The sequence below is a fragment of the Campylobacter sp. genome, assembly GCF_020024835.1.
GTDB lineage: Bacteria > Campylobacterota > Campylobacteria > Campylobacterales > Campylobacteraceae > Campylobacter_D.
This window is the reverse complement of the sequence record NZ_JAHHTD010000014.1, coordinates 1-21,559: the sequence shown is the minus strand read 5'-3', so window position 1 is coordinate 21,559 and position 21,559 is coordinate 1. Positions and strand designations below refer to the sequence as shown.

Annotated in this window: 20 protein-coding genes and 1 pseudogene; 2 read left to right on the top strand and 19 right to left on the bottom strand. The window is 27.3% G+C overall.

Annotated elements, in window-relative coordinates:
• Positions 1-3: 3 nt before the first annotated feature.
• The 3 genes from QZ429_RS03725 to QZ429_RS03715 are packed head-to-tail and all read right to left on the bottom strand — an operon-like array spanning position 4 to position 2,148.
• Positions 4-627: a lysophospholipid acyltransferase family protein gene (locus QZ429_RS03725; protein ID WP_291951285.1), complete on the bottom strand. Its 624-nt coding sequence runs from the start codon at positions 625-627 to the stop codon at positions 4-6.
• Complete coding sequence (gene miaB / locus QZ429_RS03720; RefSeq protein ID WP_291951282.1) at positions 611-1,909, bottom strand: tRNA (N6-isopentenyl adenosine(37)-C2)-methylthiotransferase MiaB; 1,299 nt, start codon at positions 1,907-1,909, stop codon at positions 611-613. The genes QZ429_RS03725 and miaB overlap by 17 nt, the downstream gene beginning before the upstream one ends.
• Positions 1,906-2,148 (bottom strand): HP0268 family nuclease, encoded by a 243-nt coding sequence (locus tag QZ429_RS03715; RefSeq protein WP_291951280.1) that lies wholly within the window; start codon positions 2,146-2,148, stop codon positions 1,906-1,908. Before QZ429_RS03715 ends, miaB begins: the two co-directional genes overlap by 4 nt.
• 128 nt (positions 2,149-2,276) lie before the next feature.
• Between QZ429_RS03715 and nusA the strand changes: the two genes are divergently transcribed.
• Positions 2,277-3,368 carry a transcription termination factor NusA gene (nusA, locus tag QZ429_RS03710; RefSeq protein ID WP_291951278.1) on the top strand — a complete coding sequence of 364 codons (1,092 nt, stop codon included), beginning with the start codon at positions 2,277-2,279 and terminating at the stop codon, positions 3,366-3,368.
• Here the strand turns inward: nusA and QZ429_RS03705 are convergent.
• Genes QZ429_RS03705 through QZ429_RS03695 form a run of 3 tightly spaced genes read right to left on the bottom strand, consistent with a single transcriptional unit; the run spans position 3,365 to position 6,239 of the window.
• Positions 3,365-3,718, bottom strand: a complete 354-nt coding sequence (locus QZ429_RS03705; RefSeq protein WP_291951275.1) for a hypothetical protein — start codon at positions 3,716-3,718, stop codon at positions 3,365-3,367. The genes nusA and QZ429_RS03705 overlap by 4 nt on opposite strands.
• Positions 3,715-5,088 carry a cytochrome P450 gene (locus QZ429_RS03700; RefSeq protein WP_291951272.1) on the bottom strand — a complete coding sequence of 458 codons (1,374 nt, stop codon included), beginning with the start codon at positions 5,086-5,088 and terminating at the stop codon, positions 3,715-3,717. Before QZ429_RS03700 ends, QZ429_RS03705 begins: the two co-directional genes overlap by 4 nt.
• Complete coding sequence (locus QZ429_RS03695) at positions 5,088-6,239, bottom strand: DUF829 domain-containing protein (protein WP_291951268.1); 1,152 nt, start codon at positions 6,237-6,239, stop codon at positions 5,088-5,090. Before QZ429_RS03695 ends, QZ429_RS03700 begins: the two co-directional genes overlap by 1 nt.
• Positions 6,240-6,399: 160 nt before the next feature.
• Here QZ429_RS03695 and QZ429_RS03690 point away from each other — a divergent pair, with 160 nt between their 5' ends.
• Complete coding sequence (locus tag QZ429_RS03690) at positions 6,400-7,893, top strand: SGNH/GDSL hydrolase family protein (RefSeq protein WP_291951264.1); 1,494 nt, start codon at positions 6,400-6,402, stop codon at positions 7,891-7,893.
• Positions 7,894-7,900: 7 nt separating this feature from the next.
• On the opposite strand, the gene QZ429_RS03685 is transcribed toward QZ429_RS03690, so the two are convergent.
• The 13 genes and pseudogenes from QZ429_RS03685 to QZ429_RS03625 all read right to left on the bottom strand — a co-directional run.
• Positions 7,901-9,067 (bottom strand): capsular biosynthesis protein, encoded by a 1,167-nt coding sequence (locus QZ429_RS03685; RefSeq protein WP_291951260.1) that lies wholly within the window; start codon positions 9,065-9,067, stop codon positions 7,901-7,903.
• Between the two features lie 19 nt (positions 9,068-9,086).
• Entirely contained in the window at positions 9,087-9,662 is a 576-nt protein-coding gene (locus QZ429_RS03680) for a cytolethal distending toxin subunit A (RefSeq protein ID WP_291951255.1), read from the bottom strand.
• A 9-nt stretch (positions 9,663-9,671) separates the two neighbouring features.
• A complete protein-coding gene (locus QZ429_RS03675) occupies positions 9,672-10,484 on the bottom strand; it encodes a cytolethal distending toxin subunit B family protein (RefSeq protein ID WP_291951252.1) in 813 nt (270 codons plus the stop codon).
• Entirely contained in the window at positions 10,481-11,278 is a 798-nt protein-coding gene (locus QZ429_RS03670) for an RICIN domain-containing protein (RefSeq protein WP_291951249.1), read from the bottom strand. The genes QZ429_RS03675 and QZ429_RS03670 overlap by 4 nt, the downstream gene beginning before the upstream one ends.
• A gap of 21 nt (positions 11,279-11,299) precedes the next feature.
• Entirely contained in the window at positions 11,300-13,321 is a 2,022-nt protein-coding gene (locus tag QZ429_RS03665) for a capsular polysaccharide biosynthesis protein (RefSeq protein WP_291951246.1), read from the bottom strand.
• Complete coding sequence (locus QZ429_RS03660; RefSeq protein WP_291951243.1) at positions 13,318-13,821, bottom strand: adenylyl-sulfate kinase; 504 nt, start codon at positions 13,819-13,821, stop codon at positions 13,318-13,320. The genes QZ429_RS03665 and QZ429_RS03660 overlap by 4 nt, the downstream gene beginning before the upstream one ends.
• Positions 13,818-15,122, bottom strand: coding sequence for a DUF2972 domain-containing protein (locus QZ429_RS03655; RefSeq protein WP_291951240.1), 1,305 nt, complete (start codon positions 15,120-15,122; stop codon positions 13,818-13,820). The genes QZ429_RS03660 and QZ429_RS03655 overlap by 4 nt, the downstream gene beginning before the upstream one ends.
• Positions 15,122-15,868: a phosphocholine cytidylyltransferase family protein gene (locus QZ429_RS03650; protein WP_291951237.1), complete on the bottom strand. Its 747-nt coding sequence runs from the start codon at positions 15,866-15,868 to the stop codon at positions 15,122-15,124. Before QZ429_RS03650 ends, QZ429_RS03655 begins: the two co-directional genes overlap by 1 nt.
• A complete protein-coding gene (locus QZ429_RS03645; protein WP_291951232.1) occupies positions 15,865-16,464 on the bottom strand; it encodes a gamma-glutamyl-CDP-amidate hydrolase in 600 nt (199 codons plus the stop codon). The genes QZ429_RS03650 and QZ429_RS03645 overlap by 4 nt, the downstream gene beginning before the upstream one ends.
• Positions 16,461-18,782, bottom strand: coding sequence for a PEP/pyruvate-binding domain-containing protein (locus QZ429_RS03640; protein WP_291951229.1), 2,322 nt, complete (start codon positions 18,780-18,782; stop codon positions 16,461-16,463). The genes QZ429_RS03645 and QZ429_RS03640 overlap by 4 nt, the downstream gene beginning before the upstream one ends.
• A 9-nt stretch (positions 18,783-18,791) precedes the next feature.
• A pseudogene (locus QZ429_RS03635) lies at positions 18,792-19,567 on the bottom strand (class I SAM-dependent methyltransferase).
• 20 nt (positions 19,568-19,587) lie between these two features.
• Positions 19,588-20,355: a class I SAM-dependent methyltransferase gene (locus tag QZ429_RS03630; protein ID WP_291951226.1), complete on the bottom strand. Its 768-nt coding sequence runs from the start codon at positions 20,353-20,355 to the stop codon at positions 19,588-19,590.
• A gap of 33 nt (positions 20,356-20,388) precedes the next feature.
• Positions 20,389-21,559: DUF2972 domain-containing protein (locus QZ429_RS03625; protein ID WP_291951224.1), on the bottom strand; the 1,171-nt coding region annotated here is incomplete at its 5' end.

Below are 21,559 nucleotides of genomic sequence, written 5' to 3'. Positions count from 1 at the left end.
ACTTTAGCCTTTGTCCATTTTGCCCATAATATCAAATTTTTCTTTTATCAACACTTTAGCTTCTTCTAAATTTAAATTTTTAATTTTAATCTCTTCGCTTAATCTATAAGTAATTTTAGAAAATGGTTTTGGTAAAATCATCTTATCCCAACTTTTAAATTCCCAATAAGAACTAGCTTCATAATTTAATAAAAATAACGCAACTTGTTTTTTTAATGCTATCATAACCGACCCGTCTGAAATACTATGATAAGGTCCTCTAGGACCATCTGGAGTGATAATAATATCACTACCTTGATCTAAAATTCTAAAAGATTTTTTAAGAACACTTAATGCACCCTTACTAGTACTTCCTCTTAAAGTATTTAAACCAAAAAACGAAATATTCCTAGCAATAATCTCTCCATCTTTATGATGAGAAATCATCACATAAGCTTTTTTACCTCGAATACCCATTTTCAAATAAGCAAAAGGCATAAAAGCGAGTCTTCCATGCCAAAATAATATCACACAAGGATTTTTTGATAATTTCTCACCTAGATATTTTTTTTTGCACGTTAAAAAAATCAGCCATTGTAATAAAAAAATTACAAAGGCCACACAATTAATCTTAAATGATTTCACCATATAACACCATACGTCTAGGCTGAACAACTCTTACTTTTTTTATTTGACCTAATAATTCCTCACTACCCTTAACTTGAATTACAAAGTTATTATCACTTCTTCCTGCTATATTTCCATCACTTCGCAACTCTTCAAACAAAACTTCAAAATCTTTACCTTGTTGTTTAATAACAATCTCATCTAAAATTTCAGTATGTCTAGTCTGTAAAATATTTAAACGTTTTGATGCTATATCATCAGAAATTTGATTTAGCATAGTTGCAGCCTTAGTTAGCGGTCTCTTAGAATATTTAAAAGAAAATATTTGTTCAAAACGCACTTTCTCAAGTATATCCATAGTATCTTCAAAATTCTTATCACTTTCGCCAGGAAAAGCCACAATTATATCTGTAGAAATATTTACATCAGCACATAATGAACGAAGTTTTAAAGCTCTATCTAAATACCATTCTTTAGTATAACCTCTTTTCATAGCTTTTAAAATTTCACTTGAACCACTTTGTAGTGGCATATGCATTGATTTGCATATCTTAGAATTTTTAGAAAAAACTTCTAAAAATCTATCATCCATATGTAAAGGATGCGGACTTGTAAAGCGTATGCGTTCTAAACCTTCTATTTCACTTAATTTTTCTAAAAGATCAGAAAAATTAATCTTTTCGTGTGCATTAGAAAATTTTTTACCATAATTATTTACATTTTGTCCAAGTAAAAATATTTCTTTAGCTCCATTTGCAACCGCTTTTAGTGCTTCTTTTTTTATAATCTCAAAAGGTATTGAGATTTCATCACCTCTAGTGTGTGGCACTATACAATAAGTGCAATGTTTATCACAACCTATAGAAATATTGATATATGTTTTATAAAAAGTATTCCTAAAATCTGCAAAAGCATAATTACTTTCATCAAAATCTATATCACTGCCTAAAAATTTTGGCGTATTTACAGCTTGAGTTATTTTAGAAACATTTCTAGCACCTAAAACAAAATCTACACTCGGAGCACGCTTAAAAATTTCACTTCCTAAGTGTGAAGCAGTGCAACCACAAATCCCTATTTTCGCCCCATTTTTTTTAATCTTTTCAAAACTTCCAACTTCGGAAAAAAGTTTATGCACAGGCTTTTCACGCACAGAACAAGTATTGATTAAAATCAAATCTGCTTCTTTGGCATCTTGAGTTAATTCATAATTTTCTTTTTCTTTAAGTTCAGCTATCATATGTTCTGAATCACGCACATTCATAGCACAACCTAAAGTTTGTATAAATAATTTTTTACTCAAAGAATATGCACCTCATACATATAATCAGCTTCATCTAAACCATATTTAATAGTTCTATGATATACGCATTTTCCTTTTTTTTCAAAATGTTCAACTAAAGCAATTAAATGCTTATGTGCATTGTCTTTATCAAAATAAAAAAACTTCTGACCTTCTTTTTCTATAGCCTTTTCAATATTTTCTATACTTATACTTTTTGGCTTTTCATCAATAGAGGTTCTTGCTATTTTTAAATCCATATCGTTATCCTCATAATATTCTTAATCTAAAATTGTAACAAATTTTACTTTTAATTAAACTTATTAAAGATATAATTTAATCCTCACAAATATTAATATAAATCAAAATCAAAGGTAGTTGTATCATTATGGAAAAAATTACAGATATAATAGAATCCATCGCCAATGAAAAAAATTTGCATATTGAAGATGTGCAACAAAGGGTAAAAAAAGCACTAATTAATACTGCTAAGAAAATTTATGGTGATAAATATGAATTTTTTGTAGATTCTGGAAAAAATTTACAACTTTATCAAAAAATAGTTGTAGTTGCTGATGATGATGAAAGATTGGAAAATGAGAATGAATATTTTATTGCTTTAAGTAAGGCAAAAGCTGAAGCAAAAGATGTGGAGATTGGAGATGAATTAACTTACGAATGCTCATTAGAAAATTTAGGACGCACAGCAGTAAATATTTTGCATAAAGAATTAGAATACAACATACAAAAACTTTTAGAAGAAAAAATCTATGAAAAATACCAAAAGATGGTAGGACATATGGTTTTTGGTAGCGTTGTTAGAATAGATAGCGAAGAAAATACTTATATAGAAATTGAAGAATTTCGAGCTTGCTTACCTAGAAAAAATCGCATTAAAGGTGAAAAATTCAAGGTTGGAGATGTAGTAAAAGCTGTAATTAGACACGTTTATATTGATAAAAGTGGTATGAGAATGGAGCTTAGCAGAACAAGTCCAAAATTTTTAGAAGCTTTACTAAGAGCGGAAGTTCCAGAGATCAAAGATGGATTTATAAATATTTACGCAAGTGCTAGAATTCCAGGTGAGCGTGCTAAGATAATATTGCAAGCAAACACACCTAGTGTAGATGCTGTAGGAGCTACTGTGGGTGTAAAGGGTGCTAGAATTAATGCTGTAAGTAAAGAATTAAAAAATGAAAATATTGATTGTATAGAATATTCCACTGAAACTGCTATTTTAATCACTAGAAGTTTAGCTCCAGCTATTATAAATTCAGTGCAACTTGAAGATAAAAAAGCAATTGTGAGTATCAATAGTGAGCAAAAGAGTAAAGCTATAGGTAAAAATGGCATTAACATACGCTTAGCTACGATGCTACTTGGTTATGAAATAAAATTAAACGAGATTACCACTGAAGATAAAAATACCAATCAAGAAGAAGCATTTAAAAATCTTAAAGCTTTATTTGGAGAAAACTAAAGTTGCTTACCAACGGTTTGTTCAGTAAGCCTTCGTTCTAAAACTAAATCTATGATGGGCTGTTCTCTTTTATTAGCTTTTTGGCAATGATCTTTATCAAAAAAATCAGTAACTTTAACTACTATCTTAGCCCATCTTTTATTACGTTCTCTCCAAGCATGTGATGATAAAGACTCCCACGCATATCCATTAAACAAAGTAGCATTTACAAAGTGATCTAATGCCCTTACTCCTTGCCTAACCCTAGCTGCACTACCAAAAATTCCTACCACAACAATAAAAAAATAACTAATAACTGCTAAAGGAACAATAATACAAAGTAAAATAGTTCCTGCTAATTTTTCTTTCATTTGTTTCTTTTAATAAATTTAATTCTCACACCATTTGCTGATCTTACAGTGAGTCTTCCAACTATATCAGGCACAAAATTTTCTTCTAATTTTAGCTTATAAGTTCTTAAAATATTTGCTAAAATCAAAATTGCTTCTTGCATAGCAAAACCCTGTCCAATACAAATACGTTCACCCATACCAAAAGGCATATAAGTATCTTTTTTAATTTTACTTTTATCTTCATGTCTAGTTGGATCAAACTCGTGTGGATTTTCCCAAAAACTATCGTGCCTATGTATAAGCCATGGTGCCACAACAACGCCTGAACCCTCTTGTATAACCTTATCACGCATTTTACTTTCATGTCTTGCTTCTCTAGCAAAAAAACCAACAGGTGGATATAATCTTAAACTTTCTTTAAATATATTAGTTAAATATTTCATTTCTTTTATGTGTTCTATCTTAAATTTATCATGACCTGCAACTTGAATAATCTCTTCATAAGCTTTTTGTTGCTCTTTTTCACTAATACTTAGAATATAAAGTGTCCAAGTAAGCGAGCTTGCTGTAGTTTCATGACCTGCTAAAAAGAGCATAGCAACTTGATCTAAAATTTCATTAAAACTAAATCTTTCATTAGTATCCTCATCTATCACCATCAATAAAGAAGATAAAATATCATTATATTTTCCCTGTTCAACTGCAGCATTATCATATCTTGGTTTTATGATATCTGATAAAACTTTACGAATAGTTGCTCCAGCTTTTAATCTCTTATTTTCTCCTAAAAAATTTGAAAGCCATTTTGGAAAGCGAAACATTTTTCTCATAGCAGTTTTAATTGTTTCTTCTTGCACGGTAACAAAAGCATCTAAAACAAGCTTTCCTTTTTGCTCGTCTAATTTTGAAGACATAATAGTTCTAAAAATTACATCAGCAGTAACAAAAGTCATAGCTTCATCTACTTCTATAATTTCCCCATCATCATATTTTGCAAATCGAATCATCATATCATCAACAGCCTGACTCATTAAATCAAAAACTTTAGAAATTCTAGTCATTTCAAAAGAAGGCCTTAAAAGTTCTCTTTGCTTTTCCCATACTCTATCATTAGTTGTAAAAATACTTACACCTAAAAGAGGTTCAAGCAATTCATGCAAAAGCTGACTTTTTGGATATTCTCTAACTTCATCTACCATAATACGTCTAACTTCTTTTGGATCATTTACGACATAAAGATCAAAACCAGGCATCTTAACTCTACCCATCATCATTTTATAACTTCTCTCATAAAGTCCATCAAGCCACGATCTTCTCTTAAATAAAAAAGTAGCTAAAGTAGAAGCTTTATTTTTATAAGGCTTCGGATAAAAAGGACATTGACCCATTATATTCTCCTTTGATTAATTTTTTCTTCGAGCATATCTTGCTCCACAACAAAATCAAAAAAATTATACATTCCTTTAAATTGTGTGGCAAATAAATATAAAAAATGTGCTTTATATTTGTCTTTTTTAATTTTCTTATAATTTTGCTTTTCATATAAAGTATGAAATTTTGCTGAAAAATATTTTGGACCAAAATTAGCTTTTACTCCACTTGTGCGTATGAAATCAACTTGAGGAAAACAAGCACCATCTATAATAGATGTAAAATCATACCAAATTAAATTTTTTGTTCCTAAATATTCTAAATTTTTTCTAAAATCACAAGATTTTTTTTGATAACTTACAAGTGGAATACATTCACCCAAAGTCAAAACTTTTAAATTTTTAAAATTAATATTCTCTTTTTCGCATTTTTGAAGTACTTGAGTTAAAACATCAATACAAAGAATCGTCCCTACACTATGTGCGCAAAGAATTAATTCAAAATCCTCATCATCTGCATATTTTTTCAAACATTCAAAGATATATTCACTAAATTGCTTCATTCTTTGCTCTAGCTCGCCTTGCTTATTTTTCTCCCAATTAGCACAAAAAGAACAAATTCTAGCTATCCAAAAAACTGCGAGTTTTTTTCCTAATTTATGAAAAATCCTTGGCAAAACTAATAAGCATAATATAAAAGCTAAAATTGCAAAAAACAAATGAAAATTTTCTTTAAAATAAAATAAAGCACTAAAAGCACAAAAAAATGTAAAAATACTGCTTAATAAAACATAAAAAAATGGATAATACCCTGTAATAAGTTGATTAAAAGACTCTTTTGCAAATTTTATAAAAAGCCCTGTAATAGTATAAATTTTAAAAAAACTATAGCAATCATACAAGGCATCTTTTATATTCTCTGACCAATTTTTTTTAACAATATCATTCCAAGCTAAAAAAGTATATTTAATATTTGTAGTTTTTGTTTTTATATGCCAATGAGGATACAACTTCTCTTTTGCTTCGCTCTTAGATAGCTCAAAATCATAATTTGAAATTTCATTTTGTAAAATCAAATTCTTTTTAAACATAGTATAATAATGCCTATATCCTCTAGGATCATAACCAGCTATATAAAAAACTTCTCTTTTTCTACATTCTTTCTTCATAATAACCCAAAAATAAAATTGACTTGCAAGTATAGCTAAGGTTTATTATTTTTGTCAAATGTCTAATATAACGAACTTAAATGGAGTTTTTTTATCTTAAATTGTTTATTAAAAATTATTTATTAAAATAAAAAACATAATTAATCAAAGAAAGACTTAGATGAATGTAATTTTACTAGGTGGAAGCAATAGCGTTGTTAAAAATGGTCTTAGAGTAGGTCTTGAACAAAAAAATGTAACTTTGCATAATTTTTCTTTAGGACTTAGTAGCTCTTTACAAAATTTATATGAATTAATCCGCCAAGAAAAAATTATATCTAAGGCAGATTTTATCGTTAGTGAATCAAATATTAATGATTATTTAAGTCCTATTGATTTAGAAATTATTCTTAGAAATATTGATTATTTTTATGAACAATTATATAAAGCACAAAAGACTACAATTATACTAATTTTACCCATACCTACTCTAAATGAAAAAGCAAAAGCTATTAATGAAACACATAGAAAAAATTGTTTTTACTATGGATTTAATTTAATTGATCTAGACACTTATTTTTTAAAAAATAATCTTTACTCTTTTGATTTAAATTATAAATTTCATCCTATGCCTTTAGCTATGCAAAAACTTGGTAAAAATATTATTGAAAATATATCCTTTTTTAAAAAATCTAAAGAAAAAATTTTATGCTCTAAGAGAAAATTTTATATATATACTCCGTCGAATTTACCTCAATATGAACATAAAAATTCGTTTTTTTGCGAGAAAGTAACCAAAATTACTAAAGATGGATTTACCTTTCCAAAAAATTATCTACAATATCAAATTCTAGGTATCCATACTTGGACAAAAAATTATCTCACAACTCAAGCTGTTTCTACCATAAGTATAGAAAATACTAATTTTAAATTAATTAAAAATTTTAACATTCTAAATAGTTTTCAAGATATACAAAATAACAATGCATTTATTGATGATCAAACTTCATTTTATGTCAATACTACAAATATCAAACATAGTGAAGAAAGCTCTGGAGTAAGCACTAATGCAAACACAACTAAACTTGATTATGTTGATTTAATAGGAATTTTACTTTTAAAAGATGATAAATTTAAAAAAATAGAACATATTTTTTCACATACAAATACCAATGATTTTTTAATTCCTCCTATTGCTTTTTATAAAGATTTAATTGTGGAGTATCAAGAGTTAATAAAACTTGATAATAAATCATTCTTGCAAAATCAAAATCACAATCTAATACGTTTTATAGAATACAAAAAATTACAAAATGAATTTGAAATCTTTACACACCAAAATACTCAACTTTATGGAGCGAATTTAAGGATTAAAGCAAGATTAAGTTATAAATTAGGAGAAGTTATTATTAGAAATAGTAAAAGTTTAACAGGATATTTTAAAATTCCTTTTGAACTAGCAAAGACTAAAAAAATGCATATAAAAGAAGATAAAAATTTACCACCTCTAAAAGCCTATGCAGATTATAAACAAGCACAAATTGCAAAAACTCATCTACCTTATCTTTTAGGAAATGCACTTATACAAGCTTCTAAAAGTCCTTTTAAAATTGCTTATATCACACTACCTTTTAAACTCAAAAAAATTGCAAAAAACTATAAAAAACGAATATAATCATATATTATATTTCAAAAAAATTTCCATTAATTTGAGTTTTATAAATCACATAATTTCTAAATTTAGTATGCAACCTAGCATCTGGCTTATAGCACCTACATTCCTTCCAAAAAGTATGCAAACTTTTTTGATAAGTTAAGCCATCTATATCATAAAAAGCTTCTCCCATAACCTTTAAAGGACATTGATGATAAAGTGCAGAAAGTCCTACAGTGCTATTAATAACAACAACACCTCTAGCTCCATTTAAAAGAGTAGGTAAATGTAAATCGTGTATATATAAAATCCTACCTTCGACATTATATTTAATACTTAATTCTTCTATAAATTTAGTATAATCTCTATAACCCCTATCCATAGGATGATGTTTAAAAACAAGATATGACTTAGCTTTTGCATGATTAGCAAAAGAAATGATTAATTCTTCTATGAATTTTTCAGTGCTTTTTTTATAATGATGAGAAAGTTGAGTGTCATTATACACTTGCAAAATTGCTAAAAAATATTTCTGTTTTAAATTAAGAATTTTTATATTAATCTTTTTTTCTAAAATCCCGTATTTTTTTTTTCTATATAAGGAAACAAGCCAAGGAATAAAATCAAAAAATTTTAAAGATCTATGATGTAAAGAATTATTAAAATACCACGCAAATAAAATAGAAAAAAACCAATATAAAAAAGCATAAAATGCCATATTTCTAAACGTATTTGAAAAATTTTTAACTTCAATTTCGTGATTAAATTTATTGCGTGTTAAATAAAATTCTTTATCTCTTGGTAAAGTAGAATTAGCATTTACTCCATCTTTTTCAAAAGTTATAAAATTTGGTCTTATATAACCTTCTTCAAAAATCCATACTTCTACACCCATAGAATGAGCTACTTCAATAGCTAATTTGTGAATTTTTCTACAATCATTATACATAATGATAATATCAATTTTTTTTTCTTTTAAAATATTTTCATAAAAACTTTGCAATTTATCAAGGCTACTAGTATAATTTATCCCTTTAAAGGGATAAAATATAAAATCTCCTCCGTTAAAATTTATCTTATAAATATTAGAATTAGGGATATTTTTAGAAATTTTATAAAAAAAATCTCCCACAGGCCCTTGAAGCAATAAAATATTTTTTCCACAAAAATCTTTAAGTTTTTTTTCTAAATTCATAATCTTAATTTATAAATTTTTATTTAAATTCACCTAAAGGAGTCGCTTCAATTAAAGCAGGCGATAAAAACATTAACTCACTAACATCTGCAAACAATGCAGTATCAAGTATGCATGGTCTAATACCAAAACGTCTTTCAATTGGAACATTAGGGTTAAAAAATGTTTGAATACATTCTCCACCGCCTTGAACTAAAGATCTAATTTGCACAGCAGAAGTAGTAGTTGGCATAATAGAAAAAATGGTTTCTAATTTTCCTGTCTGTAAATCTCCACTACAAGGTTTTCCCACAAAAAAACCACTTTCATCTATAGCCAAACAAACATCTTTATCTAAAGGATTGACAAACTGAACATAACCAAATGGCAACCTTTCAGCATACAAATCTTTTGATTTTAATTCAGGAGGAAGAACAATCTCTCTTAAAAGCCAATTTTGATCTAATAAATCTTTACTTACTTCTCTAAAAGGGCTTAAAGTTATACCTGTCTCTAAAGATCTTATTGCAAAAGGAGGACTAAAATCAGATAAATCTCCAGGATCAACTGCTTGTAAATTCATAAATACCACTAATAACAATAATATTCTTTTCATCTTAAACCTCTAAAATCTTCTAAAATTAACTGGAAAATGATCAGATGCCAAAAAAGTTCTAAGACCTGCAACAGCTAAAACAGCTGAAAGCAAAGGAGGCGTATAAGCTGCTGTGCGAGTTGAAGTACCTGTTAATGCATAATCTAACACTCTTCTACCAGTTACTTGAGTAAAGCTAGGAGGAGCTACCACTCTTAAACGATTTCTTAAAGATGCATCTAAATCTCTCATTAATAAATCTGGTTCTCTATTAAAATCCCCCATAATGATATAGTTAATCCCTGCTCTTGTAGCAAAAAAATTATCAACAGCTGTAACAGCTGCAGCTGCATCAGCTCCTCCGCTTGCTAAAGCATGAACTGAAAAGAATGCATCATTTCCAATACGAATTCCTATCACAGGACGTGCTGAAGCGACACTAGGATGTGGTATCACTATAACCTCATCTGCCCTTACTCTACTTACTATAGCCATATTTACGCGATTTGCACCTACATCAATTCTAGAATAATAAATAAAAGCACTTTGTGGCCTTGATAAAGTCCCTAAATTCCACTCGTATTCGTGAATTGGAATACCTACTCCAACTGGTTGAACTTGTCTTCCAGTATCCCTTGCACTACTTGGTAAAACACCTGCCTCTTGCACTGCTAAAATATCTAAAGCATTATATCCACTCATTAATTGCCTAATACTGACATTCCACTTACTTTCAGTGGCAGCAGAAGAACCTTGCAAATTCCAAGTACCTAAATTATAACTTTCTAATCCAGCAAACAAAAATGTTGCACTTGCTATTAAAATTAAAATTATTTTTTTCATGGCTTTTCCCTATAAACTGGTCTTGCAGTAAAAGGTGGTGGTGCAGCAAACCATTGTTGATCTAAATTCTTATCCCCTGGTTTAGCACATTCACCCAATAAAATTGGAAAAACTTTAAAAAAATCTCCCATAGGATTTCCAATTGTTGTTTTTAAACAAGTTTGTGTTTTTAAATTTTGGATCTGAAATGCCTGATTTGACATAGGAATCATTTTCCAAAATTGAGCTTGATTAGATTGATCACAAGGATAATGCACTACTCCATTTCTATACGCATTCAAACACGTGTGAGTTTTTGTATTTTTTATCATAACAAAATCAAGTGGAAACTCTATCATTTGCCATACTCTTGCATCACCAAAACTTTTACTATTAATCAAAGTATAACCCCAAATCCAATTTCCAGGAGCTAAAGCCCACACCGTTAAAACAGGACCAGCACTAGACATTATACTTATATAATCACTTACAAACCCTCTATTTTCAAAGACTGAAGCTTCATTAAATTCACCATTAGATTGCAACATTGGTCTTGGCTCATTTGTAAAATTTTTATTATCATTACTCTCTCGAAGCAAAGGAGGATTCAAAGGTGTCAAAGGAACTAAATTTGATCCATCAATTAAACTCGGAACTTCTTGTTTTTCTGGTATAGTTGGATCTGCACCCAATTTTAAAGGATCGACATCATTAATATCCCCAAATGATCTTCCAAGTGGATTCAAATCAGAATTTTTAGAAAAACACGCACTAAAAAATAATGCGATTAATAAAATTACAATACTTTTTTGCATAAAAATCCTTAAAAACTATCTTTATAATGCACGTTCAATTAATCTACGAATTTTTCTTAACAAGAAAATACGAATATCAACTAATATCTTGATATAAATTTTAGAAAAATAATCTCTTTGCATTTTTAGCATTATATCTAAATTAAGCTCAACTTCACATAAATTTTTAGTTTTTGGATCAATATATCTTGGATAAAGTATTAAAACACCAGCAACAAGTTCTTCTAAATTCAATTTTCTTGTTCTTCTAATACAAAATTGTAAATCATTACTTAAGCCCCATCCAGCATAAAAAGGCATACCATAAGTAAAAACTTTTTTTCCTCGCAAAAGTGCATCAAAACCACTTGTTGAAGTTATAGTATGAACTTCATCACAAGCTTGTATAGCACTATCTATGCTTACATTTTTTATAATTTCATTACAATATTTTAAAATAATATTTTCATCTTTTAAACCTTTGCGATTCCCACTTAATACATCAGGATGAGGTTTAAACACTATAAAAGCTTGAGGATTTTTTTTCCTTACCTTTTGCAAAAGTTTCAAAGTATTAAAACCACAACCACCTAATACCATAGATGCGTCATCTTCAACTTGTGCAGGAATGAGAATAATTTTTTTACTAGTATTGAATTTTAATTTTTTGTGCTCTAAGCCATTGTATTTAGAAAATTTATTTTTTGTTATGATATCGATAAGTCTTTTGGCTCTTTGTTTTAAATTTTCATCAAATTCATAATTTTGCAAAATATCTTCTAAATCACTAGGTTTGCTCGGATCTACATACAAATTCTTACTATCAACTATTAAAGAAAAGGGGCGAGTAAGATCAGATCCTAAGGAAATAGAACGCAAGAAGCCATCTTCTACAAAAAATAATTGATTTTTAAAATATTTTGCTAATTCATCTTTATTATATTTTTTACCCCAAATAAAAATTTTATCTTGTGAATTTAATTTTATCTTATAAAGCTGTTTTTTTGATTTTAAGAAGATAGTTTTATTATTTTTAGCTTTAAAAAATGGCTTAACAAACCATCTTTTCCATAAAGTAAAACCTAAAAAATATAAATTATAAGAATTATTTTGTTCAATTTTTTTATATTTTGCTAAAGTTTTAATAGTATCAAAAATATCACTTTTTTGATTTAAATAAGGATTAAAATACTCACTATAAAGTATATAAGTAGCATAAAAAATTTCTTCTAAACTTCTTTTTTTAACTCTTCTTTGACATATTAATTTATCTTGTGTTAAACCCCAACCAGCATAAAAAGGCATACCATAACACACACACTCACATCCCATCATTAAAGCTTCAAAACCCATTTGTGAAGTTTTAGTATATACTTTTTTAAAATAACTTAAAAGCTCAATGGGATTATAATTTTCTTTTAAAATCACACATTCTTTTGGTAAATTTTTTACATCAAAATCACTTTGTTTTTTACCGCTTAAAACATCAGGATGAATTTTAATATAAATTTTATCATTTGGATTTTCTTTGATAGTATCATTTATAATATCTTGTGTGGAAAATTCATTAGCTAAACCAAATTTAAGTGAAGCATCATTAGCCACTTGTGTGATAATTAAAATCCGTTTTTCATTGGAATTAAATAAATTTTGTGATACGGAGATATTGTTATTATATTTACTTAATTTCTCTTTTTTTATAAATTGTATAGCTTTTTTTGCTTGCTCTAATTCTTTAAAATTAAATTCATAAGTATTTAAAATATTTTCAAGTTTTGAAGGCATAGTTGCATCATAATAAATACCCACATCATCTTTTACTAAAGAAAAACTAGGACTATCGTCTAATCCTAAATTCAAAGAACGCAAGAAGCCATCTTCTAAAAGCATAAATTTTACATTATATTTTTCAGCTAATTTTAAAGCCTTAAGTCCAGAGTTTTTACGACCCCAACCTACAAAAATATCATCTTTATCTATCTTTTTAAAAAAATTAAACAAATATACAAGATAAAATTTCTTAACATTAACAATAAGCTTTTTTGAAGTGGTATAAAAATTCACAAGATTTGCTTCACTATCATATCAACCTTGCAAGCTAAATTATTTTGCATAGAATTATCTATAATATAATCTGATCTTGGCTCATCAAATGGTATATCTACACCGACAACATTGGATATTTCTTTATTTAAAGCTTTTGTATAAAGTCCTTTTTGATCTCTTTTAATCAACTCTTGCATATCACATTTTACATAAATTTCAAAGTATTGTTTAAAATTTTTTCTATTGTATTCATAAATTTCATTAAACATTGATATAGTAGTTACAATAACTATCATATCTTGATTATTTAAAAATTTTGCAAATTGAGATCTTTTCAAAGCCATATCAATACGACTTTGCCTATCATATCCATAATGTCCGAGCAATTGTCTTAACTCATCTCCATCAAGATAAATTATATTCTTATGCTCTTGCTTTAATCTTTCATACAAAGCTTTTCCTATAGTGCTCTTTCCACTACCTGCAAGCCCAGTTAGCCATATAATAGAATACTTCATATATCTTCCTTACACATTTTTTCAAACTCTTGATAATACTTCCAAGAAGCTACTATATCAGGGCGATGTTGTTTAATATGAATTAATTCTTTATCAAGAATATTTTTTAGTTTAATTCTTGCTTTTAAATTATTTTTTAAATAATCCAAAACCTCACATTCTTTCATCATAGTATCTTCTGTAAAATCAACTACATATTTTATATCATCTAAAAAACAAGATAAGTATTTTTTGATTTTATCATAATTTTTATGTTTTAAAAAAAGATCTAGTTTTTCTTTTTCTATATAAATTCCAATATCATTTTTTAGATCATTTTGACTGATCTTATCAAATACATTTATATCATCTCCGCCCATACCAAATCTAGTAATATTTAATTTAATATTTTTATCCACATAAAAATTTAAAGGCAACAAATATCTCATATAGCCTCTAAATTCCTTTCTTTGAAAAAAATCTTTATCATTATTATGGGGGGGGGTAAAATCAAATTTTTGTGCTAAATGTGTAAAAGTATTAAAGATATTATCAGAAGAAAGCTCACTCATATCAAGATAAGTAATCTTATTTTGATTGATTTTATCAAGTAAAAAATGTATGATAAAAGTATGATCTAATAAATTTTCAAAATCATCTTTCATATAAGTTTTTTTAGGAGTAAGAAAATTGATATAAAAACTATAATCATAGTTTAAATCAAAATCTTGCGGATAATTCCTTTTGACCTTACTCCAATCCCTACCATAACTATGTTTGAGTAAGGATATTGGATCTCTAACTTGAATTAAAATTGGTATGTCTTGATCTATCAAAGATAGATATTTATCTATTTGTGCTACATTGATTTCTGATATATTAATCGCTGATTGATAATACGTAATTAAAGATTTAAAACTCAAACTATACCTATGATCAGATTGAGGAGGTAAAACCCAAGAAACAGGACAATAAACATCACACGATAAATTCAGTAAAGTTAAAAAAGCAGCTGCACCAACTCCATGAGGAGATATATAAATAAATTTTGCATTTTTTAAAGGTATATTTAAATTCCAAGCAAGCATAGCACAATAATCACTCGCTTCAATATCTATATTTTCAGGATTTAACAAAGGTGGATAAGGATAATTTTCATATTTTTTAAATTCATCGCAATTTAACCATTTTATAATATTTGCAATATTTTGCAAAATAAATTGTTGAGCTTTTTCATCATTGCTATATCTTAAAGCTTGTAGCAGTAAATTAGCTTTTTTACTATCTAAATGATTTTTTAAAAGCTCAAATACATTTTGCATTATATTCTCAAATCATCTATAGAGTCTATTTCCATCCACTGCCCTTGAAATTTAAGTGCTCGTGCGTTATTATATTTGTCTATTAAAAGTTGTAAAAAACTAGTCATATACATATTATCAAAATCTTTATTATCGTATAAAATATTTCTATCTAAATTATCATATACCTTAATAACTTCTTGCAAAAAAGTATAAGAAAATTTAAATAAACCCATATATTGGGCATTAATTTGTTCATAAGTATAAGTTTTTTTACCAAGCTCTATCACTAAATCATTTTTTATTATCAAACTTTCAGCATCGTCTAATGGATTAGCAAATCTTTTATCCCAAAGTTCTCTCCAATTTTCATCTACTAAAATAGAAAAATCGCTTTGAGAATTTTGTAATTTTAAAATTGCATCTTTAAAATACACTATATCTGCATAAGAAATCAATAAATCTTGTTCTTGTTCTATACATCTTTGTAAAAAATCTCTAGCACAAAACAAACTATAAACCATATTTGTTTTATCATAATTTTTATTTTCATAAAAAAACTTAATATCGTATTTGCTTTTTATATAATTTTTTAAAGTATCAAATAAATATCCACCAACAATACCAATTTCATTTACATCATCTAAAGCTTGCAATTCATAATCTATAATTTTTTGATTTTTATACTCCACCATACATTTTGGACTATTTTGCGTAAGTGGCATAAGTCTTGTACCAAGTCCAGCTGCTAAAATCAATACATTCATTTTATTTCCTTTAACCAATTATAAAAAATACTTCTTTCACTTAAACCTTTTTCTCTCTCTATGTGCCACATAGTAGCATAAATTTTAAATTGTTTATGTTTAAAAGCTTCTATAGTTTTATCTTCTGCAAAGGCCAAACTTTCAAGATCATCACCAAGTTTATTTATACAAAAATTATGAAAAGAATTTACACAAATTTTTTTATCATCTAAATAAATTTTATGTTCTTTAATATGATTTTTACTCATAATAAAAGTAGAATCAAAAAAAGAAGCTATCATTTGAGCACCTCTACAAATTCCAAGTAAAGGTATATTTTCTCTAATACAAATTTTTATAATATCTTTTTCATAATTATCTCTCTTTTTAGATAAATCATTTTTATTTAAAAGATACAAATCATTACCGCCACTTAGTATAACCGCACTTACTAAAGATTGATACTTTTCAAATTCAAGCTCATAAGATAAGGGGATAGGTAAAAAACCTTGTAAATTTTCTTTAAAAAATTTCCCCCAATCTAATGCTAAACATTCTCTTTCCTCATAATAACTTTCATTTGCAATTAATCTTTGACTTATAGCGATAAATTTCATAGGCAAATTATTTGCTCACTCTGACACTCTATTCTTAATCTATCAGCTTGTAAATATTTTTTAAAATTTTCTTCTCCAACACCTATAACTGCAGGCATTGATAATTCTGAAGCACGTATGGCCATATGTGAATTTGCACCACCATAGCAAGTTATAAAACCAGCTATATTTTTAGAAAATAAATAATCATATCCAGGATCTGCTGCATAAATTAATACTATCTTTCCTTCTAAATCTTTATCATTTTCTAAAGCTATCTTAGCATTGATACTTTTTTGTGTTATAAAATTTGGATTAGTACCAAAACTAAAAAATCCAAAAAATTGTTCGCTATCTGTAATTAAAGCAGGAAGTTTTAATGCTAAAGTAAGCTCATATTCTTTTTTGTTTTCCTCTATTTGACTTAAAAATTGTTTTCTAGGATCTTTAGAATACAAAGTCGAGTAAAGATTTAATATATTTTTTATATCTAAATGTGCTATATCTTCTTTTTTTATTTCATAATAGTGCCCAAGTTCTCCTATTAAACTAAGAGTATGTGATAATAATTTACTAAATTCAAACTTAACAAATTCTCTACCTTCTATAGCCGTCTTTAAAAATATTAAAAAATCATTTGCGTCAATAGATATCCCGTGCTCTCTAAGTAAAATATTTAAGCTCTTCATCTTATCATCACTTAGTTTAAATTCATTATGGACAACTTTTTGACTTTGTTTATTCATATCAAAATAAAAATCAAAATTTTCATCATACCTTGGTGATAAAATATTATAAGTTCCTGCTCTTAAATGTCCAAATTTTTTTAGAAATTCATTTTTGTTATTTTCATTTAAATTTTGTATATCTTCGCTAAGAGTTTTACTCACAGTGTGTAAAGAAGCTAAAAATTCATTTTTTTCTTCTTTAGTAAAAAAGTCTATTGCTACTAAAGAATTTAACATAGTCATAGCTATAAATCCAGCCCTTGCCACTCCAGCAAAAGGTAAAGTTCCATATCTTTTGCATTCTTCAATCAACCAATATATTTTATCTATAGGTGAAAAATTTGAATTAATTATTTGATGATAATTTTGCTTTAATTTTTCTACTTTTTTAATATCCTTTATGTATAATCCATTCTTAGGATTAATTATGTTATTTGTTAAATTTAAAAGTGAAAATTCTATACGTTTTAATTCATTTTCATTAAAATCATAGTTTAATAAACCTTTTAGTCTATGACTTAAATTAAAATCATAACAAGAAAAAACTATATCAAATTCTACTTTATCGTGTAAATTATGATTTTGATCTAATTTATCTAAATAATAATCTAACAATTTAGCAGCCAATTCCTCATCTAAATCTTTTGGTATAAAAGAATTAAAAGAAAGCCTAACATCAACATAAGGCATTCCTAAAAAAGAATGTATTAAAGGATGAGATCTTAAATCTTTATAGCCGTAATTATCTCTTTGATAAGCCCATATATTATCTGCTACAATCTCTTTATATAAACTAAAGGCCAGTCTCCTTGGTCTAAGTCCTATAATTTCAGCAGGATTCCAATCAGGCATTACGCCAAATATACCCTTTTTTCCAAGCACTCTAGGTCTTAATTCTTGCAAAGAAGAAAATCTCTTTTGAAGCCTCAAAAGTGCTTCTTTAGGCAAAGCATTAAATAAATTTAATTTTCCTTGCATAATCAAAGGTCTAACCTGTAATAAATATAAATCATCATTATCATCAAATGCAAATTCTATATCTAAAAAATTGCAATCAAAAATATTTTCTAGCTCTTTGATTAAAGTTATCACTCTCTTAATATCATTATCTTTGATGTTTTCATCATCTCTATGATGAAAATAAGTTTTTGCACTTTTTGCACTTCCATCTGTAATCGAGCTATTAGATCCATTTTCATCATATTGTAAGCAAAAATATGGAGCAAAATTATCCTTATCTACACTAAAAGCGACTCCACATTTTTTGATATTTTTAAGCATAGCTTGAATGAGTATCTCATCATCATTACTAGGCATAGAAGAACCTACTTTTTTAATTGCATTTAATAAATCATCTTTTTTATTTGAAATATCTGCAAGACTTAAAAAAGCACCGGCATTTGAACACTTGAAGCTATCTTCACTTTTTGATGAACTACGAATTATTAATTTATCACTCTTTAGAAGTGAAATTTTATCTAAAACACTTTTTTCATCATTTGAAATTTCATTTAAAGAGCAAACCACGGCCTTTAAAATTTTTGCATTTTCTAAAATATTTTCAAGATTAATTAAATTTCTAGCCTTAGTGTCAAATACCAATTTATTCATTTTTCCTCTTTATTTTACTTTCTTAGCACTCCAAGCTCTTGTTGTATATTTAATATCAAATTCAGCAGGCAAATTTTGCTTTAATTTTTGAGTAATTTTCTCAAATAACTCAACCCCTTCTTTAGTCTCTAAATCCCAATAAGGATTTTTAACACTCTGCCAAGCATTGATATAATTTTCTATACTTTGATGAAAATAAAAATCCTCTTCTAGATAAATAATATTATCAAAAAGCTCTTTATGCGCTTCAATTACAGGTCTTTGGTCTTCACGTCTAGTTCCTCGCGTATAATTAGGGACAAATTCCATTATTATATTCTCAGCTTCTTTTTGTATAGGATCGTTTAAATCTCTATGATTCCACATACAAGTAAAATAACAATCTTGCTTTAATAATCTATAACTTTCTTTCAAAGCCATAGTTCTATCCATAACATTAAAACTAGATCCAAAACTAACCCAATCAAATTCACCATCTTTCAAAGTAGAATCAATCCCAGTAGCTCTTACCCATTCTATATCTAAATCTTTTGTGCGTTCTTTGCCAATCTCTCTCATAGCATCATTTGGCTCAACTGCAACCACTTTACAACCACGCTCAGCTAACATTATACTTAAATTACCAGTTCCAGCACCTATATCTGCAACCTTTATTTTGTGAGCTTTACCCCCCCCATAGCAAGTTTTACTAATAAATCTATACTAAGTGGTGCGTAATTTGGTCTATAAGAATAAAATTTCGCATGCTTTGTATAATCCCACACTTGTTCTACTATTTTTTCCATATCATTTTCCTTTAGTTTATTTAAGCCTTACACGCCGTCCATGCACGAATTTTGTAAGGAATTTTTATAATATCCATAGAAGAAATTTTATTTTCTATCATCTTTAAAATTTCTTCCCATCTAGCTTTACCAGCTTGTGCTTGAATATCATTTACAGAATGCCAAGCTCCAAGATATCTTTGCTTATCCATAAGCTCATAATAATCACATTCCATAAAAAAACAATCTTTAAAATCTCCTGTCGAAACAAGAATTTCTTCCCAATTTTTAACATTTTGAGTGCCACTACTTACACGAGCAAGCTCTGGTACAATATGTTTAATTTCCTCTTCGATTTCATAAAATACAGAGCCTTCAACTATATGGCGTGGATTCCATATTGCAGTGAAATACCCCCCCCCGTGAAGCACTCTTGCAAATTCAGGTAAAGATTTATTAGGGTCAGTCCAGTGAAAAGAACTAGCCATAATAAGCCAATCAGCATAATCACTTTCTATATTTGTAACCTCGCCACTACCTTTATGCCAAGTAATATTTTTAGAATTTTGAGTAAATTTTTTACCCTCTTCACGCATATTGTCATTTGGCTCAACTGCATCTATAATAAGACTAAACTCATCTGCTAATATCTTAGTCAATTTTCCAGTTCCAGCACCTACTTCAACAACATTCATATGTTCTTTATTTTTATCATTTACACATTTAATAAGCTTTTGTATTAACATAGTGCTATATGCGGGTCTATTATGATAATGTTTTGCTACTTCACTAAAATCACCCTGTTTCATAAAATCTCCTTGAAATTAATTTTAATATTATATTTAATTATTACTTATATTTTCTTTTAAAGACTCCTCTTTTCCATCTAATTCTTCACACATTTTTTCAAATTCTTGATAGTATTTCCAAGTTTTTAAATATTCAGGATTATAATAATTAATTAATCTTTGATTTTTATCTATCATTGATTTAACTTCATACATTAAATTTACATCTTTTCCTATATAATCTAAAACTTGTTCTTCAGTAATTAAATTATCTCTTATATCTTTAACATATAAGTCTAAAGCTTGAATATATTTTATAATATATTCTTTAAATATCATACTTATTTTATCATTTTTAGAAATTTTATTTTTAGTATCTTGATCTGCTAACAATATAATATTTTCCAAAATAGAAAAGCTATATTCTTTACAAATATCATCTCCTATATCAACATAATTTACCACTTTATTTATATTTACTATATAGTCATAATATGAATAAATCCATACAATAAATTTATCAATATGTATTTTTACTGGTAAATGAAACAAACCTTGGTCTTTAAGTATCCTTTTTTCAAATAATATTTGATATTTTTTTAATGGAGGATTGTAATTTAGCTGATGACACAAAAAAACAAATGTATTAAAAGCATATTTAGAACATATAGAATTAAAATTTATAAACATAATTTTTTTAATGGTATTTTTAAATATAGGATAACTTAAATCCAAACTATAATCCCATAAGTAACCTCTTATATGTCTTATATCTGCCTTTTCTAATGAATGGAATCCATAGGCCATTTTAGGAAATAAATTCTTAAAATCATTATTAAAATAAGTGATATTTTTCATATTTTCAGTTATATTTTCAAATGGAGCCCCATCAGGATGGTTTAATCTAGACTTTATTATAGATATTGGATCTCTTGCAATATATAATATTGTATATTGTTTTTGAAATAAATAAAATATTTTCTCATATTTTTCACCATTATAATCCACTCCAAGAATATTATTGTAAAGAGCTGGAATAAAAGGTATATTTTGCAATAAACTAGCATAAGTAAATATATAATTATCTTTTGTATCTGCAAAAAACATTTTTATATTTGACAACATACAAAATAAATTAAAAGCAATACTTCCTATATTACCATGATGTAAAAACACAAACTCATAATTATCCGGTAAAGGTAAATTCATTTCCCATGCAAGTTCA

What these genes read in the sequence shown, in the direction of transcription:
- nusA (WP_291951278.1), top strand. Translation starts at nt 2,277, where the DNA reads ATGGAAAAAATTACAGATATAATAGAATCCATCGCCAATGAAAAAAAT.
- QZ429_RS03630 (WP_291951226.1), bottom strand. Translation starts at nt 20,355, where the DNA reads ATGAAACAGGGTGATTTTAGTGAAGTAGCAAAACATTATCATAATAGA.
- QZ429_RS03660 (WP_291951243.1), bottom strand. Translation starts at nt 13,821, where the DNA reads ATGAAGTATTCTATTATATGGCTAACTGGGCTTGCAGGTAGTGGAAAG.
- QZ429_RS03695 (WP_291951268.1), bottom strand. Translation starts at nt 6,239, where the DNA reads ATGAAGAAAGAATGTAGAAAAAGAGAAGTTTTTTATATAGCTGGTTAT.
- QZ429_RS03725 (WP_291951285.1), bottom strand. Translation starts at nt 627, where the DNA reads ATGGTGAAATCATTTAAGATTAATTGTGTGGCCTTTGTAATTTTTTTA.
- QZ429_RS03700 (WP_291951272.1), bottom strand. Translation starts at nt 5,088, where the DNA reads ATGGGTCAATGTCCTTTTTATCCGAAGCCTTATAAAAATAAAGCTTCT.
- QZ429_RS03655 (WP_291951240.1), bottom strand. Translation starts at nt 15,122, where the DNA reads ATGCAAAATGTATTTGAGCTTTTAAAAAATCATTTAGATAGTAAAAAA.
- QZ429_RS03645 (WP_291951232.1), bottom strand. Translation starts at nt 16,464, where the DNA reads ATGAAATTTATCGCTATAAGTCAAAGATTAATTGCAAATGAAAGTTAT.
- QZ429_RS03680 (WP_291951255.1), bottom strand. Translation starts at nt 9,662, where the DNA reads ATGAAAAGAATATTATTGTTATTAGTGGTATTTATGAATTTACAAGCA.
- QZ429_RS03690 (WP_291951264.1), top strand. Translation starts at nt 6,400, where the DNA reads ATGAATGTAATTTTACTAGGTGGAAGCAATAGCGTTGTTAAAAATGGT.
- QZ429_RS03670 (WP_291951249.1), bottom strand. Translation starts at nt 11,278, where the DNA reads ATGCAAAAAAGTATTGTAATTTTATTAATCGCATTATTTTTTAGTGCG.
- QZ429_RS03675 (WP_291951252.1), bottom strand. Translation starts at nt 10,484, where the DNA reads ATGAAAAAAATAATTTTAATTTTAATAGCAAGTGCAACATTTTTGTTT.
- QZ429_RS03685 (WP_291951260.1), bottom strand. Translation starts at nt 9,067, where the DNA reads ATGAATTTAGAAAAAAAACTTAAAGATTTTTGTGGAAAAAATATTTTA.
- QZ429_RS03715 (WP_291951280.1), bottom strand. Translation starts at nt 2,148, where the DNA reads ATGGATTTAAAAATAGCAAGAACCTCTATTGATGAAAAGCCAAAAAGT.
- QZ429_RS03705 (WP_291951275.1), bottom strand. Translation starts at nt 3,718, where the DNA reads ATGAAAGAAAAATTAGCAGGAACTATTTTACTTTGTATTATTGTTCCT.
- QZ429_RS03650 (WP_291951237.1), bottom strand. Translation starts at nt 15,868, where the DNA reads ATGAATGTATTGATTTTAGCAGCTGGACTTGGTACAAGACTTATGCCA.
- QZ429_RS03640 (WP_291951229.1), bottom strand. Translation starts at nt 18,782, where the DNA reads ATGAATAAATTGGTATTTGACACTAAGGCTAGAAATTTAATTAATCTT.